The following is a 15586-nucleotide window of genomic DNA, read 5'->3' as shown; positions in this document are numbered from 1 at the left end:
GGCGGCGGCCACGGCGGGCCAGTCCATGCACCACAGCGCCAGAACCCTGGAGGGGGTCACCGGATCACCCACCCACCGCGCGGACCTGGTGGCCGACGGACCGGCCGCGGGCCCGCATCGACAACTGCACCCGGCTGATCCGCCCGCACCCGGGAGTGGGCCGCCCGTCCCGCCCACCGGCGATCTCGTAACCGCTGACATGGGCCTCCAGTCGCGCGGAGGCCCCCTGCCAGTCACCGTCGGTGACGAGCAGGGTGCACCCCCGCTGGCGAGCCCGGGCCACCACCGCCCTGGCCCGGGTGACCGTCACCCGCCGTCCCCCCAGACCGAGCACCACCAGATCCATCCCGTCCATCAGCACCGCGGCCACCTCGACCGGGTCGGCACCCGGCTCCGGGATGACCGCGATCCTGCTCAGATCGGCCCCCATCTCCGCCGCCGCCAACAGTCCGACGTCGGGTTGGCCGATGATCGCGACATGACCGCCCGCGGCCGTCACCGCCGCAACCATCCGCAGCTGCAGCGACCGAGCCCCCGACAGCACCGCGACGGTGCCGCGCGGCAACGAATCGGGAAGCAGTTCAGCCAGCGAATCCGGCCTCGGCAGCAAAGAATCTGGAGTGGTCGACAGCTCCGGGACCGGGGCCGCCGCCCGCCGCGTCCCACCCACCTTGCCGGACACCGACGCGATCTGCTTGCGCAGCTGTTCTACCTGCTCAGCACGTGTGACGGCACACCTTGTCCAGCTCTTCGGCGTCGTCACAGCAGTACCTTTCACCTCATCCGAATCATCTGTTTTTCGAAACTTTGTTCGACGCAGCCAGTAAACACCCACCCGCCGACAAGCGTCAACAAGACCGACCGCGCCATCGCCCAATAGTGACATTGACAAATGTCACCATTGGGTGCTGCAATCGATGATGGCCATCGACATGGACGCGATGCTGGCGAAGATCAAGGACAGGCAGTGGGCGCTGGCCGACATCGACTGGGACGCCCCGGGAGCCGACCGGATCACCGACGAACAGCGGCCGAAACTCAAGGCGTTCATGGCCGACCTGTGCTGGATCGAGAACATCGGCGCCCGGGGATTCGCCGCGCTGGCCAAGAAGGCGCCCACCCCGACCATCGCCGAGATCTACCGCTATTTCCATGCCGAGGAACAACGGCACGCCAATGCCGAACTGGCACTGATGAAGCGGTGGGGCATGCTCGACGACGGACCCGAAACCCCGGAGCCCAACGTCAATATCCGGCTCGCGATGACCTGGCTGGACACCTACGCCGACGACATGTCGCTGTCTGTCCTGGGCACCGTGATCCCGATGCTCGAGGTGGCTCTGGACGGCGCGCTGCTGAAGTTCCTACTCGAAGAGGTCGACGATCCCGTCTGCCATCAGGTGTTCGAGAAGATCAACAACGACGAATCCCGGCACATCGCCGTCGATTTCGAGGTGCTCAACATGATCGGCCACGCCGATCTACGGCGGCTGGCGGTCGAGTTCGTCGGCAGTGTCGCCAGCCCCGGACTGATCATCGGGGCCATCATGTACGTCCCGCTGCTCAACCGGATCCGCAACGAGATCGTCGGTATGGGCCTGGAGCCCGAGCGCCTCTACAACGCGGTGAAAAGGTTCCAAACCCTCGGTGAGCGAGGAGAATTCACCCACCGGGTGCCGGCCTACCAGGTACTCAAGCGGCATGCGGGGGCAGTCGTCAACCCGCATCATCCCTACCATCTGTTCGCCAACTCCCTGGTGTGGGCCTCCGAGCGCTACCCCCGAAAGTTGCTGCGCCCGATCCCGAGCTGGTTCAGGGAACTCACCCACGAGCCGGCGGCCTGAGCCATGCCGGTACATCACGCCTCCCCCGAGATCCGGGGCGTCGACACTTACCTGGGACACCCGATCCACGCCGGGACCTGGGACCACGACCACGATTTCACCGGTGAACGGGTGGGCGTGATCTGCACCGGCGCCGGCGCCGTGCGGATCGTGCCGGAACTGGTCGACAGCGCGGCGTTCGTCAAGGTGTTCCAGCACAACCCGTCCTGGGTGCTGCCCCGCCTCGCCGTCCCAATCCCCGCAGCGGTGCGAGCGCTGTGCCCCGACCGTGTGGTCACGCGCCTCGGCAAGGCGCATCTGCGCCGGCAGGTCAGAGATCCGTGGCTGCGCCGCCAGCTCACCCCCACCGGAAGCTGCACGCAGACATCGATTTCCAGCGACTACTACCCTGCCCTGCAGCGCGCCAACTGCAAGTTGATCGACTGGCCGATCGCCACACTGAGCCCCGTCGGTATCCGCACCAGCGACGGCGTCGAGCACCACCTCGACGCGATCGTGTTCGCGGTGACCTGAGATGTCCGGCCCCATCCAGACGATCCTGCGGCGGGTGCGCCGCGGCTCGCGCGACGTGATCGAGAACGCGGTGTCTCAGTTGTTCGACGCCGCGGTGCAGCCGCACGGCGCCACCGATTCCGGCGAGTACCGCATCGACGACCTCGCACGCCTGGCGGGCACCACCACCCGCAACATCCGGGTGTACCGCGACCGCGGTCTGCTGCACCCGCCGCTGCGGGTAGGCCGCGTCGCGCTGTTCAACGACACCCACCTGACCCGGCTGCGGCTGATCACCTCGCTGCTCGACCGTGGCTACACCATCGCCCACGTCAAGGAGATGCTCTCGGCATGGGAACAGGGCAAGGATCTCGGCGACATGCTCGGTCTGGAGTCGGCGATCGCGGGCAGCTGGGCCACCGAGAAGCCTCAGCGCATGCCGTCCGCCCAGGCGCGGCGGATGATCGATGACGACGCCGCGTTCGACCGGCTGGTGTCACTGGGCATCATCCGGGTAGAGGACGACGCGCACGCCACCGTCGTGCGGCCCACGCTGGTACAGGCGTTCACCGAGATCCACCGCCACGGCGTGACGTTCGACAAGCTGATCGACCTGCACGAGCGGGTGGCGCCGCTGCTCGACCAGATCAGCGCGATCCTCGTGCAGGCCGGGCTCGAAGAGGTGGTCGACAAGATCAACCCCGGCGCGGCCGTACCCGACGACGTCGAGGTCGCCGAGCTGATCACCACACTGGTCCGGTTCCGCACCCAGGCGGTGACGGCGGTCGGCGCGACGCTGGCGTTCTCGATCGAGTCGCAGGTGGAGTCGGTGGTCGGACAGCTACTCGGTGATCTGGTCGACAAGTCCGCCGAGGCCGCCGGTGAGTAGCTTCACTCCCACTCGATGGTGCCCGGCGGCTTGCTGGTCACGTCCAGCACCACCCGGTTGACCTCACGCACCTCGTTGGTGATCCGCGTCGAAATCCGTTCCAGCACTTCATAAGGCACCCGCGTCCAGTCCGCCGTCATCGCGTCCTCACTGGACACCGGGCGCAGCACGATGGGATGGCCGTAGGTGCGGCCGTCGCCTTGCACGCCCACCGAGCGGACGTCGGCCAGCAGCACCACCGGGCACTGCCAGATCTGGTGATCCAGCCCGGCCGAGGTCAGCTCCTCGCGGGCGATGGCGTCCGCGCGCCGCAACGTGTCCAGACGCTCAGCGGTGACCTCGCCGACGATGCGGATACCCAGGCCCGGTCCGGGGAACGGTTGGCGCGCAACGATTTCCTCGGGCAGGCCGAGTTCACGCCCGACCGCGCGCACCTCGTCCTTGAACAGCAGCCGAAGCGGTTCGACGAGCTTGAACTTCAGGTCGTCGGGCAGGCCGCCGACGTTGTGGTGGCTCTTGATGTTCGCGGTGCCGGACCCGCCGCCCGACTCGACCACATCGGGGTAGAGCGTGCCCTGAACCAGGAAGTCGACCTCGCCTCCGGACACGTCGACGGCGTCGCGGACGGCGCCCTCGAAAGCGCGGATGAACTCACGCCCGATGATCTTGCGCTTGCCCTCGGGATTGGTCACTCCCGACAGCGCCTCCAGGAAGCGGTCTGCCACGTCGACGGTGACCAGCTTGGCTCCGGTCGCGGCGACGAAATCACGCTGCACCTGGGCCCGTTCACCCGAGCGCAGCAACCCGTGGTCGACGAATACGCAGGTCAACCGGTCCCCGATGGCCCGCTGCACCAGCGCGGCGGCCACCGCCGAGTCCACACCGCCGGACAAGCCACAGATCGCCCGCCCGTCGCCGATCTGGGCGCGCACCTGCGCGATGAGCGCCTCGGCGATGTTGGCCGGGGTCCAGGCCGCATCGATACCGGCGAATTCATGCAGGAAACGGCTCAGCACCTGCTGGCCGTGCGGGCTGTGCATCACCTCGGGGTGGTACTGCACACCGGCCAGTCGCCGCTCCCGGTTCTCGAACGCCGCCACCGGCGCCCCCGCGCTGGTGGCGACCACCTCGAAACCGTCCGGAGCGGCTGTCACCGCGTCGCCGTGGCTCATCCACACCGGCTGCGTGTCCGGCAGATCGGTATGCAGCTGTCCACCGGCCACTTTGAGCTCGGTACGGCCGTACTCGCTGGTCCCGGTGTGCGCCACGGTGCCGCCGAGGGCCTGCGCCATCGCCTGGAATCCGTAGCAGATCCCGAACACCGGCACGTCGAGGTCGAACAGCGCGGGATCCAACTGGGGCGCACCCTCGGCGTACACGCTGGCCGGTCCGCCGGAGAGCACGACCGCGCGCGGATTGCGCGCCTTGATCTCCTCGACGGAGGTGGTGTGCGGGACGACCTCGGAGAACACCCGCGCCTCCCGGACGCGCCGGGCGATCAGCTGCGCATACTGCGCGCCGAAGTCGACGACCAGGACCGGGCGGGGGGCTGCAGATTCCACCGGGACAGTCTAGTGAGTTGCCCGGTCAACGTGATCGCCGGAGCGGCGGCGGTTCGGCGCACCCCCCCGACCCCGATCGCCCCTCGCCGCCGGCGATCACGCTGACTCCCCCGAGCACTGGCCACGGTAGTGGCGCCTGATCCGGGTGTCTGTCGGCCGAACGGGCGATCTCGGTCAGTAGAGATCGTTGAGGCTGAGGATGCCGTCCTCGATCGCGCGCGCCAGCAGCGCGGACTTGGTCGACGCGGGCCGTCCGACGCCGGCGTACTTCGCCCGGGCCCGCTGCAGATGTGTGCGCACCGTGGTCGGGGCGATGAACAGGCGCTTGGCGACGAGATCTTTGCTCTCGGTCTGGAACCACGCGATCAGGACCTGTTTCTCCCGTTCGGTGAGTTTGATCCGCCCGACCGTGGTGTCGTTCAGCATCGCCTTGCCCATCCGGGGGCCCACGTACGGCGTTTCGGTGTGCGCCGCGTGGATCGCCTCGATGAGATGGCGCTTGCCCTCGGATTTGACCAGGTAGGTGACCGCGCCCAGGTCCAGACACCGCAGGATGACCTCGTCGGTGGTGATGTGCGAATAGACGACGACCCGCTGGCTCCGGTCGGCGAGTCTGGCCAGCGACTCGAAGTCGGGTCGATGCCCCTCGATCTGCAGGTCGAGCAGTACGACGTCGATGTCGCCGCCGTCGGCCGGGTACTTCGCGAAGTACTCGACCGGACGCAGGAAACTGTCGGCCAGTTCGATCACCGGATCGGCCTCCGCGCACCAGGCCTCGATACCCGCGTGCACGACGTCGTGGTCGTCGATGATCGCGATTCGCACGGGCCGCCGCGCATCGTTCTCGCGGGACATCCCCCTGGCACCTCCCCCCCAAGTCGCCTGCGCGTATTTAATCTCAGGCCCCTGACGGAGGCGACAGAAAACCCGGGTGAAGTTGCCGAAATAGCCCAATCCGTTCCCTACGGTCGCGAAATTCGTACGTTCGACCGACACACCCGACCCCGCCATGGGCCTACCCTCGACCTCTCATCGGGTTCGCTGGGGGGCGGCATGGCGACGAGCGGCACCGGTGCGGGATCAGCCGCCCGCCAGCAGCTGACGACCCGCGCAGCCGCGGTCGGGCTGTTGATGCGCAACACCGTCAACCTCGGTGTGGCGCTGATCGCGCTCGCCGACCCCGCCGCACCCGGCTCGCGGGTGGGCACCTGGCTGCTGTCGGCACTGGCGGTCTGGTCGCTGATCCGGGTACTGACCCGCTCGCCGCAGGCGGTGTGGCTGGCCATGGACTACGCATTCGTGCTCTCGGTGTGCCTGGCCATCCCCGTACTCGCCCCCGCGGCGGACTTCTACACGGCCAACACCGCACCGCAGGCCATCGCCGGCACCGCCGTGGTGAGCATCTCGGTGTCGGTGTCGGCCCCGGTGAGCGTGGCGCTGACGGCGGGCATCGCCGCGGCGTACGCCCACGGTGCGGCTGCCGTGGTCGGTTGGGAGAACCTGTCGTCGGTCACCGCGCTGTACTACTTCGTCGTTCAGTGCGCCACGGCATCGATCATCCGCTTCATGCTGTTGCGGGCGGCCTCGGTCATCGACCGCGCCCGCAGCGAACGCGAGGAGGCGGAGGTCGCCAGGCGGGTCAACGACGCGGTCCGCGACTACGAGCGCGAACAACTCGCGTTGCTGCACGACACCGCGGCCTCGACGCTGCTGATGGTCGGGCAGGGCACCACGCTCCCCGCTCGACGGCTGGCTGCCCAGGCCCGGCGCGACCTGCGCCTGCTCGGCGAGCGCGCCCGAGTCGTCCCGTCGTCACCGGTGGAAGTGGTTGCCGCCCTTGGCGAATGCGCAGCCCATCTGTGCACGCCGGTGCGGTTCGACGGCCGCGACCGGCTCTGGTTGCCCGGCCAGAGCGCCGGTCCGGTGATCGCCGCCGCCCGCGAGGCGATGACCAACGTCGACCGGCACGCCCACGCGACGCTGCTGCGCGTCACGGTGTCCGACACCTGTGTGCGCCTGGTGGACGACGGGGTCGGCTTCGACGTCGACGCACCGCGCCACGGTCACGGGGTGGACGAGTCCATCATCGGCCGCATGGAGCGGGCCGGCGGTCAGGCCCGGGTGACGTCCGGCCCGGACACCGGGACGGTGACCGAACTGTCCTGGTGCCCGGACCCCGATACCCCGCTCAGGTCACCGACGGTCGATCCGGACCGACTGGTCGAGCGGACCAGAACCCGCTACGGACTCGCGCTGGCCGCCTATGCACTGGTCAATCTGGCGGTCAGCGTGCCGCCCGCCGAGGCCCCGCTCGGGATCCTCGCCGCTGTCGGAGCTCTGGCGTCGATTCCCGGGATACTCTGGCAGCGTTGGGCTTTCGCATGGCCGGCCGCCCTGGCCATGCTGGTGGTCGCGATCGCGCAACCGGCGCTGCTCCCGCAGGACGCGCTGATCGGGTACGCGCACTGGGCCCAGGGTGCGGTCGGCTGGTGCGTGCTGCCGCTGCTGCTCGCACTGCCGAACCGCACCGGCGTGGCGATGCTGGTGGGCTACTGGGTGCTCAACAGTGCCGTCGTGGTGGTCCGGGATCCGTCGGCGGCCATGTTCGTCAACGTCGGTCTCGGCACCGCGAGCATCCTCGCGGTGCAGCTGTTCGCGTTCGTGTTCAACGGATTGATGCGCGACGCCGCCGCCGTGGTGGAGGCCGAGACGCGTGCCCACCGGCGCCTGTTGACTCGCGACCGGATCTCACAGGCCCTGCGCACCGAGTATCAGCGGCGCTACGCCACCATCGTCGACAACGTGGTGCCACTGCTCGAAGCGCTGACTCGCGGCGACCCGGTGGATGCCGACCTGCAGCGCCGAGCTCAGGCCGAGTGTCGAAGACTCCGTGCTCTTTTCGACCAGGCAGGCACCTTCGACCATCCGTTGACGCAGCGGATCCGGCCGCTGATCGATGCCGCCGAGGACCGCCGGCTCGATGTGGCGCTGGAACTTTCGGGGTCGCTGCCCGATCTGGACGAGGACCGGGTCACCGAGGTGCTCACGACGCTGGCGGCGGTGCTCGAGCTCGCGTCAACCACGGTGCGGATGGTGCTCACCGGCTCCGACGACGGCGTGGAGATCAGCATCGTCATCGACATCGACACCGCGACCGGCAGCGATCTGTCCGCCGGCCTCGACGGTGCGGAGGTGGTGGTGTCCGGGCGTGAGCTGTGGTGCCTGCTGCACACCGGGGCTCAGCGCGTCACGACGAGCTCGTGATCACCGGTGGCCCAGGCTGATTCGAAGGTGTCGATGCTGACCTGCTCGTCGCGGGTGTCCTCGCCCCCGCTGTCGCCGAGGTAGACGATGTCCTCGTCGAAGTCGATGGCGGCCACAGTGATCATGTGGCCGCAGTTGGTCCGGTCGCCCTCGGTGTCCCAGATGATCCGGGAGTTCACGCACACCATCGCCTGCTGCCCGTTGCCGAGGTAGTCGGCCAGCGCGTCGAGACCCGTGTCGAGGCCGCCGTCGGCGGCCTCGTCGTCGTTGGTGTAGTCGGCGTCGATCCCGAAGTGCTTGAGCAGTAACGGCAGATCCCGCGAGCAGGTGCCGTGACCGATGCCGCCGTCCTCCGGGTCGATGCTCTCGTCGTAGACCGGTTCACCCGGTGTGCACTGGCTGGGCGTGCCCGCCGCCAGATCGATGATCTCCCGTTCGGTGGGTGGCGCCCCGGTGATCTCCCCGACCACCATCCTGGTGGCCATCAGACCGCAATCGCCTTCGCTCTGCTGTTCCCAGTACCGGGCGGCGGCGTCGGGATCCCCGTAGACGCCACCGACGATCTCGACGATCTCGTCCTGCGGCGGGCCCTCGGCCTTGTCCCGGGAAGCGTCGAGCTGCCGGGCGGTGCGCGTCCCGTCGTGGCCGCGGCAGGTGAAGTTCGGCTCTGCCGAAGCCGCCGAAACAGAAGTCGCCGGTGTCGACGGGGCCGACGGTTCGGTGGCGCCGCAGGCAACGCCGAACGCCAACGTCACACCGGCCGCAACCGCAACTGCCAATGAGCTTCTGAGGAGCAGCGCCATCCCCGGAAGCTAACAGATCTAGCCCGTCGTGCTGACCGGTTCGATCGGGATCCGGCGCAGCGCAGCGGGGGCGTCGGCGGGCACCACGGGGTTCTTCGGTTCGATCGCCGACAGCCGGCGGTAGGGCTGCCCCTGCGCCGGACGCTGATCCTGCTCACCCTTGTTCGGCCACAGCGACGCGGCCCGCTCGGCCTGGGCGGTGATCGACAGCGACGGGTTCACGCCGAGGTTCGCCGAGATCGCCGCGCCGTCGGCCACCGACAGCGTCGGGTAGCCGTAGACCCGGTGATACGGGTCGATGACCCCGTGCTCGGGGCTGTCGCCGATCGCCGCGCCGCCCAGGAAGTGGGCGGTCAGCGGGATGTTGAACAACTCGCCCCAGGTGCCGCCGGCCACCCCGTCGATCTTCTCCGCGATGCGCCGGGTCACCTCGTTGCCCGCCGGGATCCAGCTCGGATTGGGTTCGCCGTGGCCCTGCTTGCTGTCGAGGATGCGGAAGCCGAACCTGGTCTTGCGGGTGTACGTGGTGATCGAGTTGTCCAGGTGCTGCATGACCAGCGCGATCATCGTGCGTTCGCTCCACCGTCGCGCATTGAGCAGCCGCAACGTGCCCCGCGGATCCTGACGCGCGGTCTCGACCAGCTGCCGCCACCGCGGCACATCGGTGCCCTCCGGCCCGGTGCCGTCGGTCATCAACGTCTGCAGCAGCCCCATCGCATTGGAGCCCTTGCCGTACCGCACCGGTTCGACGTGGGTGTCGGCGGTGGGATGGATCGACGACGTGATCGCGACACCGTGGGTGAGGTCGAGGTCGTCGCCGACCTTGAGCCGCCCGGCGCCGACGATCGACTCGGAGTTGGTCCGGGTCAGCACGCCCAGCTTGTCGGACAGCTTCGGCAGCTTGCCTTGGTCGCGCATCTTGAACAGCAGCTTCTGCGTGCCGTAGGTGCCTGCGGCCAGGATCACGTGCTCGGCGGTGAACGTCCTGGGCCGCTTGCGCAGCTTGCCGCCGGTGCGCGCGGTGCGCACCTCCCACAGCCCGTCCGGCCGCTGCTCGAAACCGGTGACCGTGGTCATCGGGTGCACCTGCGCACCGGCCTTCTCCGCCAGCCCCAGGTAGTTCTTCAGCAGCGTGTTCTTGGCGCCGTACCGGCAGCCGGTCATGCACGACCCGCACTCGATACAGCCGGTGCGCGCCGGTCCCACCCCGCCGAAGTACGGGTCGGGCACGGTCTTGCCGGGCGTCTTGTCGTTGCCGGGACCGAAGAACACCCCGACCGGCGTCGGCACGAAGGTGTCGCCGACGCCCATGTCCTCGGCGACCTCTTTCATCACGCGGTCGGCGTCGGTGAACGTCGGATTGGTGACCACCCCGAGCATCCGCTGAGCCTGGTCGTAGTGCGGCATCAGTTCGGCCCGCCAGTCGGTGATGTCCTTCCACTGCGGGTCGTTGAAGAACGGCTCCGGCGGCACGTACAGCGTGTTCGCGTAGTTCAGGGAGCCGCCGCCCACTCCGGCGCCGGCCAGGATCATCACGTTGCGTAGCAGGTGGATCCGCTGGATGCCGTACATGCCGAACTTCGGGGCCCACAGGAACTTGCGAAGGTTCCACGAGGTCTTGGCGAACTCCTCGTCGGCGAAGCGGCGGCCCGCCTCCAGCACCCCGACGCGGTAGCCCTTCTCGGTCAGGCGCAGCGCGCTGACGCTGCCGCCGAACCCCGAGCCGATGATCAGCACGTCGTAGTCAGGCTTCATCGGCACATTATGAACTTACCGGCTGGTAACCAGCTAGAGAGGCGACCCTAACTTCGGCAGGCGATAGGGTCGGTGGCTGTGACCACTCGGGCCGGTTCGGGCATCACCGCGCGTGAGGCGAAGCGCCTGCAGACCAGGGAGCGGCTCCTGGGCGCGGCCATCGCCGAGTTCAAGCGGGCGGGCAAGGACGAGGCCGACGTCGGCGCGATCGTCGCCGCGGCCGGGGTCGCCCACGGCACCTTCTTCTTCCACTTCCCCACCAAGGAACACGTGCTGCTGGAGCTCGAGCGCCGCGAAGAGGACCGGATGGCCAAGCGGTTCGCGACGTTCACCAAGACACACGACGATCTGGCGGCGGTGCTGCGCGAGGCGGCCGATCTGGTGGCGGCGCTGGAGCGCCGGCTGGGCGTGCTGCTGTTCAAAGACTTCCTCGCACTGCACTTCTCGCCGACCCGCCCGCCCGCTGAACACGGCGACGACCACCCGCTGGTGGTGCTGGTCGCCGACCAGATCGAGAACGCCAGGCAACGCGGCGAGACCGCCGCCGACGTGACACCGATGAACAGCGCGATCTATTTCCTGCTGGGCCTGTACGCGCTGCTGATCACCACCGACGAATCCACCGGTCGGGAGGTGTTGCTCGACGACTACCTGGTCCGGACGCTGCGCAGCATGCAGTAGGTCGGCTCAGCTCCCTACGGTGAGCCCGACCTTCTGGAACTCCTTGAGATCGCAGTAGCCGGCCTTGGCCATCGAGCGGGCCAGACCACCGACGAGGTTCAGCGAGCCGAACGGGTCGTCGGACGGGCCGTTGAGCACCTGCTCCAGCGACGGCCGGTCCTCATCTGCCACCTGCAGCAGCGCACCGCGCGGCAGCGACGGGTGCGCGGCGGCGGACGGCCAGAACCAGCCTCCGCCGAGCGCCTCGGCCGACACAGCCAGCGGGGTGCCGAGCACGACGGCGTCGGCGCCGCACGCGATCGCCTTGGCCAGGTCGCCGGAGGTGTGGATGTCACCGTCGGCGAGCACGTGCACGTAGCGCCCGCCCGTCTCGTCGAGGTACTCGCGGCGTGCGGCGGCGGCGTCGGCGATCGCGGTGGCCATCGGGACGCTGATGCCCAGCACCTCGTCGGACGTGGTGACCCCGGCGGTGGAGCCGTATCCGACGATGACGCCGGCGGCGCCCGTGCGCATCAGGTGCAGCGCGGTGCGGTGGTCGAGCACACCGCCGGCCACCACAGGCACGTCGAGTTCGGAGATGAAGGTCTTCAGGTTCAGCGGCTCCCCGGTCTCGTCGCTGCCCTTGGCGACCCGTTCGGCGGAGATGATGGTGCCCTGGATGACGAGCAGGTCGATGCCCGCGGCCACCAGCGTGGGAGTCAGGGCCTGCGCGTTCTGCGGGCTGACCCGCACCGCGGTGGTGACCCCGGCCTCCCGGATGCGTGCCACCGCAGCGCCGAGCAGATCGAGATCGATTGGCGCGGAATGCAACTGCTGCAGCAGTCGGGTCGCCGCCGCCGGGTCCGGATCCTTCTCGGCGACCTCGATCACCTGGGCGATCTTGTCGGCGACATCGCTGTGCCTGCCGATCAGCCCCTCGCCGTTGAGCACACCGAGCCCACCGCTGCGGCCCATCTCGATCGCGAACTCCACCGACACCAGCGCATCGGTGGGGTGTGCCACCACCGGGATCTCGAACCGGTACGCGTCGAGCTGCCACGCCGTCGAGACGTCCTTCGACGAGCGGGTGCGACGGGACGGCACGATGTTGATGTCGTCGAGTTCGTAGGTGCGGCGGGCGGTCCGGCCCATGCCGATTTCCACCATCTCACGCATGTTCAGCTCCCCTGTGTAGGCCCGTGCAACCCTAGCGGGTGGTGTAGTTCGGGGCTTCCGCAGTCATGGTGATGTCGTGTGGATGGCTTTCCTTGAGGCCCGCGGCGGTGATCTGGACGAACTGTGCCTGCTGCAGCTGCTCGATGGTCGCCGAACCGGTGTAGCCCATGGCCGCGCGCAGCCCGCCGACGAGTTGGTGGATCACGGTGCCCAGCGGGCCGCGGAACGGCACCCGGCCCTCGATGCCCTCGGGCACCAGCTTGTCCTCGGAGAGGACGTCGTCCTGGAAGTAGCGGTCCTTGGAGTACGACACGCGGGCGCCGCCGGCGGCCGCGTTGGACCGGCCCTGCATCGCGCCGAGCGAGCCCATGCCCCGGTAGCTCTTGAACTGCTTGCCGTTGACCAGGATCAGCTCGCCGGGAGATTCGGCGGTGCCGGCCAGCAGGGAGCCGAGCATCGCGGTCGACGCGCCCGCGGCCAGTGCCTTGGCGATGTCACCGGAGTACTGCAGCCCGCCGTCGGCGATGACCGGGACGCCGTGCGGGGCGCAGGCCGCGACGGCCTCCAGGATCGCGGTGATCTGCGGGGCGCCGACACCGGCAACCACCCGGGTGGTGCAGATCGATCCGGGTCCGACGCCGACCTTGACCGCGTCCGCGCCGGCCGCGACCAGTGCCGCGGCCGCGGCCCGGGTGGCGACGTTGCCGCCGACGACCTCGACGCGGTCGCCGACCGCCGCCTTGAGCCGGTGCACCATGTCGAGCACGCCGCGGTTGTGGGCGTGCGCGGTGTCGACCACCAGCACGTCGACGCCGGCCTCGGCCAGCATCATGGCGCGCGTCCAGGCGTCCTCGCCGACACCGACCGCGGCGCCGACCAGCAGTCGGCCGTCGCTGTCCTTGGTGGCCAGCGGGAACTGCTCGGTCTTGACGAAGTCTTTGACCGTGATCAGGCCGGTGAGCTTGCCGTTGCCGTCGACGATCGGCAGCTTCTCGATCTTGTGGCGGCGCAACAGTCCCAGCGCGGCCTCAGCCGAGACGCCTTCCTGCGCGGTGATCAGCGGGGCCTTGGTCATCACCTCGGAGACCGGCTTGGACAGGTCGACCTCGAACCGCATGTCGCGGTTGGTGATGATGCCGACGAGTGCGCCGCTGTCGTCGACGACGGGCAGGCCCGAGATCCGGAACCGCGCACACATCGCGTCGACCTCGGCCAGCGTGTTGTCCGGCTTGCAGGTCACCGGGTCGGTGACCATCCCCGCCTCGGAGCGCTTGACGGTCTCGACCTGCGCGGCCTGTTCGGCCGCCGGGAGATTGCGGTGCAGCACGCCCATGCCGCCGGCGCGCGCCATCGCGATCGCCATGCGGGACTCGGTGACGGTGTCCATGGCCGAACTCACCAGCGGCACCTTCAACCGGATCTTGCGGGTGAGCTGACTCCCGGTGTCGGCTGTGGCCGGGATCACGTCCGAGGCTGCGGGCAGCAGCAGGACGTCGTCGAAGGTGAGCCCGAGCATCGCGACCTTGGTGGGGTCGTCGCCGCCTGTAGGCACAGGAACGGCGAGCGGGATGCTGCTTTCGGCGATCGACATGGGTGGGGCCTCCGGTAACAAGTGCAGCCAGGTGACGGAACCACCTGAAAGGGCCATCTTATCGGCTCCGAGCCTGCACTTTTGATTCCCCGCGACCTACCGGGTGTGCGCTGGCGCGATACCTGTGGTGCTGCGTAGTCTGGGGACGTGCGAGACCACCTGCCACCAGGATTGCCGCCCGACCCGTTCGCCGACGATCCGAGCGATCCGTCGGCGGCGCTCGACGCCCTGGAGCCGGGTCAGCCGCTGGATCCGCAGGAACGCACCGCAGTCGAGGCCGATCTGGCCGATCTGGCTGTCTACGAAGCTTTGTTGGCGCACAAGGGAATCCGCGGACTCGTCGTCTGCTGTGACGAATGTCAGCAGGATCACTACCACGACTGGGACATGCTGCGCGCGAACCTGCTGCAACTCCTGGTCGACGGCACCGTTCGTCCGCACGAGCCCGCCTACGACCCCGAGCCCGACTCGTATGTCACGTGGGACTACTGCCGCGGCTACGCCGACGCGTCGCTGAACGAGGCGACCTCGGATTCCGACGGCTATCGCTGAGAGCGCAATTCCCGGGCTGTGCCTGATTCGGCGGCTCGGCCCCCGGTGATCAGCCCACCCCGCCCGGTACGGGCAGCGGGATGACCGGTGTGGTCGTCGTCGGAAGCGGCACCGTCGGGGTCTCCGGCGCCACCGTCTCCTCCTCCACCGGCGGCACGGCCGTGGGTGTCGGGGTCGGGGTCGGCTGCGGAGCACGCGCCGTCGTCGCCTGAGCTGTGCTCGTCGCCTGAGCTGTGCTCGTCGCCTGAAGAGTCGTTGTCGCTGTCGTCGGGTTCGACGGGGTCGTTGTCGCTGTCGTCGGGTTCGACGGGGTCGTTGCCGCTGTCGTCGGGTTCGACGGGCTCGTCGGCGTCGCGCTCGTCGGCGTCGGGGTCGTCGGTGTCGTGGCCACCGAGGTGGACGGCGCCGGCGCCTGGGTAGCCGTCGTCGACGTGGGCGCGGCCGTGCTTGACGGGGCGGTGGTCTCGGTCGCACTCGACGGTGACGTCGTCTCGGTCGTGCTCGACGGTGACGTCGTCTCCGACGGGGCCGGCGTATCGGTGGTCTCGCTGGTCGGCCCGGTCACCGGCGCGTCCGGCTCAAGGATGACGACCGGCACGTCCGGGAAGGTCGGCAGCACGGCGTCGGGAGCGATGGTCGCGGCCGGATCCTGGGCCTCGACCTTGACGGTCAGCTCCTGCCACTGGGTGACGAGTTCCTGTTTGCGCTCGATGTCGTCGACGGTGGCGACCGTCGTGGTGACGGCCTCCAGCTTGGCCTGCGCGCCCTGCCAGTCGCCCTGTTCTATGAGCTGCTGCACCTGCTGCATCTCGGTCTGGGCGGCCAGGATCACCGCGTCGTCGCGGGTCTGGGTCTGCTCGCCGAAGAACATGGTGCGCAGTCCGTAGAGCGCGTCTCCGGGGCCCGACCCGGCCACCACCGCGCCGACACCACCGATGGCCAGGACGGCGGCGGCCGCCGAGCCGAGGACCGCCAGCGAGAGCCGGCGGCGCGGGGCC

At 69.0% G+C, this 15586-nt stretch carries 13 protein-coding genes and 1 pseudogene; 6 read left to right on the top strand and 8 right to left on the bottom strand.

All coding sequences use genetic code 11. The annotated features are described in order from the left end of the window. Positions 1-64: 64 nt before the first annotated feature. Complete coding sequence (gene imuA', locus MVA01S_RS22950; protein ID WP_003929275.1) at positions 65-763, bottom strand: DnaE2-dependent mutagenesis accessory factor ImuA'; 699 nt, start codon at positions 761-763, stop codon at positions 65-67. A gap of 157 nt (positions 764-920) precedes the next feature. Between imuA' and MVA01S_RS22945 the strand changes: the two genes are divergently transcribed. From MVA01S_RS22945 to MVA01S_RS22935, 3 genes and pseudogenes are all read left to right on the top strand, one after another. Continuing rightward, positions 921-1844 (top strand): hypothetical protein, encoded by a 924-nt coding sequence (locus MVA01S_RS22945; RefSeq protein ID WP_003929274.1) that lies wholly within the window; start codon positions 921-923, stop codon positions 1842-1844. Between the two features lie 24 nt (positions 1845-1868). Next, positions 1869-2348, top strand: a pseudogene (locus MVA01S_RS22940) (NAD(P)/FAD-dependent oxidoreductase); the annotation flags it as partial. Positions 2349-2358: 10 nt separating this feature from the next. After that, positions 2359-3225, top strand: a complete 867-nt coding sequence (locus MVA01S_RS22935; protein WP_003929272.1) for a MerR family transcriptional regulator — start codon at positions 2359-2361, stop codon at positions 3223-3225. Positions 3226-3227: 2 nt separating this feature from the next. On the opposite strand, the gene guaA is transcribed toward MVA01S_RS22935, so the two are convergent. Next, the gene (gene guaA, locus MVA01S_RS22930) at positions 3228-4787 is read right to left on the bottom strand and encodes a glutamine-hydrolyzing GMP synthase (protein WP_003929271.1); all 1560 of its coding nucleotides are present in this window, start codon (positions 4785-4787) and stop codon (positions 3228-3230) included. A gap of 174 nt (positions 4788-4961) precedes the next feature. Further along, positions 4962-5642: a response regulator gene (locus MVA01S_RS22925; RefSeq protein WP_003929270.1), complete on the bottom strand. Its 681-nt coding sequence runs from the start codon at positions 5640-5642 to the stop codon at positions 4962-4964. 198 nt (positions 5643-5840) lie between these two features. On the opposite strand from MVA01S_RS22925, the gene MVA01S_RS22920 reads away from it, so the two are divergent. Continuing rightward, the gene (locus MVA01S_RS22920; protein ID WP_003929269.1) at positions 5841-8051 is read left to right on the top strand and encodes an ATP-binding protein; all 2211 of its coding nucleotides are present in this window, start codon (positions 5841-5843) and stop codon (positions 8049-8051) included. Here the strand turns inward: MVA01S_RS22920 and MVA01S_RS22915 are convergent. Further along, positions 8027-8854, bottom strand: a complete 828-nt coding sequence (locus MVA01S_RS22915; protein ID WP_144033032.1) for a cysteine peptidase family C39 domain-containing protein — start codon at positions 8852-8854, stop codon at positions 8027-8029. The genes MVA01S_RS22920 and MVA01S_RS22915 overlap by 25 nt on opposite strands. 18 nt (positions 8855-8872) lie before the next feature. Further along, positions 8873-10609: a GMC oxidoreductase gene (locus MVA01S_RS22910; RefSeq protein ID WP_003929267.1), complete on the bottom strand. Its 1737-nt coding sequence runs from the start codon at positions 10607-10609 to the stop codon at positions 8873-8875. A 72-nt stretch (positions 10610-10681) separates the two neighbouring features. On the opposite strand from MVA01S_RS22910, the gene MVA01S_RS22905 reads away from it, so the two are divergent. Then, positions 10682-11290, top strand: a complete 609-nt coding sequence (locus MVA01S_RS22905; protein ID WP_040540520.1) for a TetR/AcrR family transcriptional regulator — start codon at positions 10682-10684, stop codon at positions 11288-11290. A gap of 6 nt (positions 11291-11296) precedes the next feature. On the opposite strand, the gene MVA01S_RS22900 is transcribed toward MVA01S_RS22905, so the two are convergent. Further along, complete coding sequence (locus tag MVA01S_RS22900) at positions 11297-12445, bottom strand: GuaB3 family IMP dehydrogenase-related protein (RefSeq protein ID WP_003929265.1); 1149 nt, start codon at positions 12443-12445, stop codon at positions 11297-11299. Between the two features lie 31 nt (positions 12446-12476). Then, a complete protein-coding gene (gene guaB, locus MVA01S_RS22895) occupies positions 12477-14036 on the bottom strand; it encodes an IMP dehydrogenase (protein WP_003929264.1) in 1560 nt (519 codons plus the stop codon). A 147-nt stretch (positions 14037-14183) separates the two neighbouring features. Here guaB and MVA01S_RS22890 point away from each other — a divergent pair, with 147 nt between their 5' ends. Further along, positions 14184-14588, top strand: coding sequence for a DUF5319 domain-containing protein (locus MVA01S_RS22890; protein WP_040540522.1), 405 nt, complete (start codon positions 14184-14186; stop codon positions 14586-14588). Between the two features lie 49 nt (positions 14589-14637). Here the strand turns inward: MVA01S_RS22890 and MVA01S_RS22885 are convergent. Beyond that, positions 14638-15586 (bottom strand): hypothetical protein (locus MVA01S_RS22885; RefSeq protein WP_060941703.1); only part of this gene is annotated, 949 nt, incomplete at its 5' end.

It is taken from the genome of Mycolicibacterium vaccae NBRC 14118 = CIP 105934 (assembly GCF_001552715.1).
Lineage (GTDB): Bacteria > Actinomycetota > Actinomycetes > Mycobacteriales > Mycobacteriaceae > Mycobacterium > Mycobacterium vaccae.
This window is presented reverse-complemented; position numbering and strand designations above follow the sequence as displayed.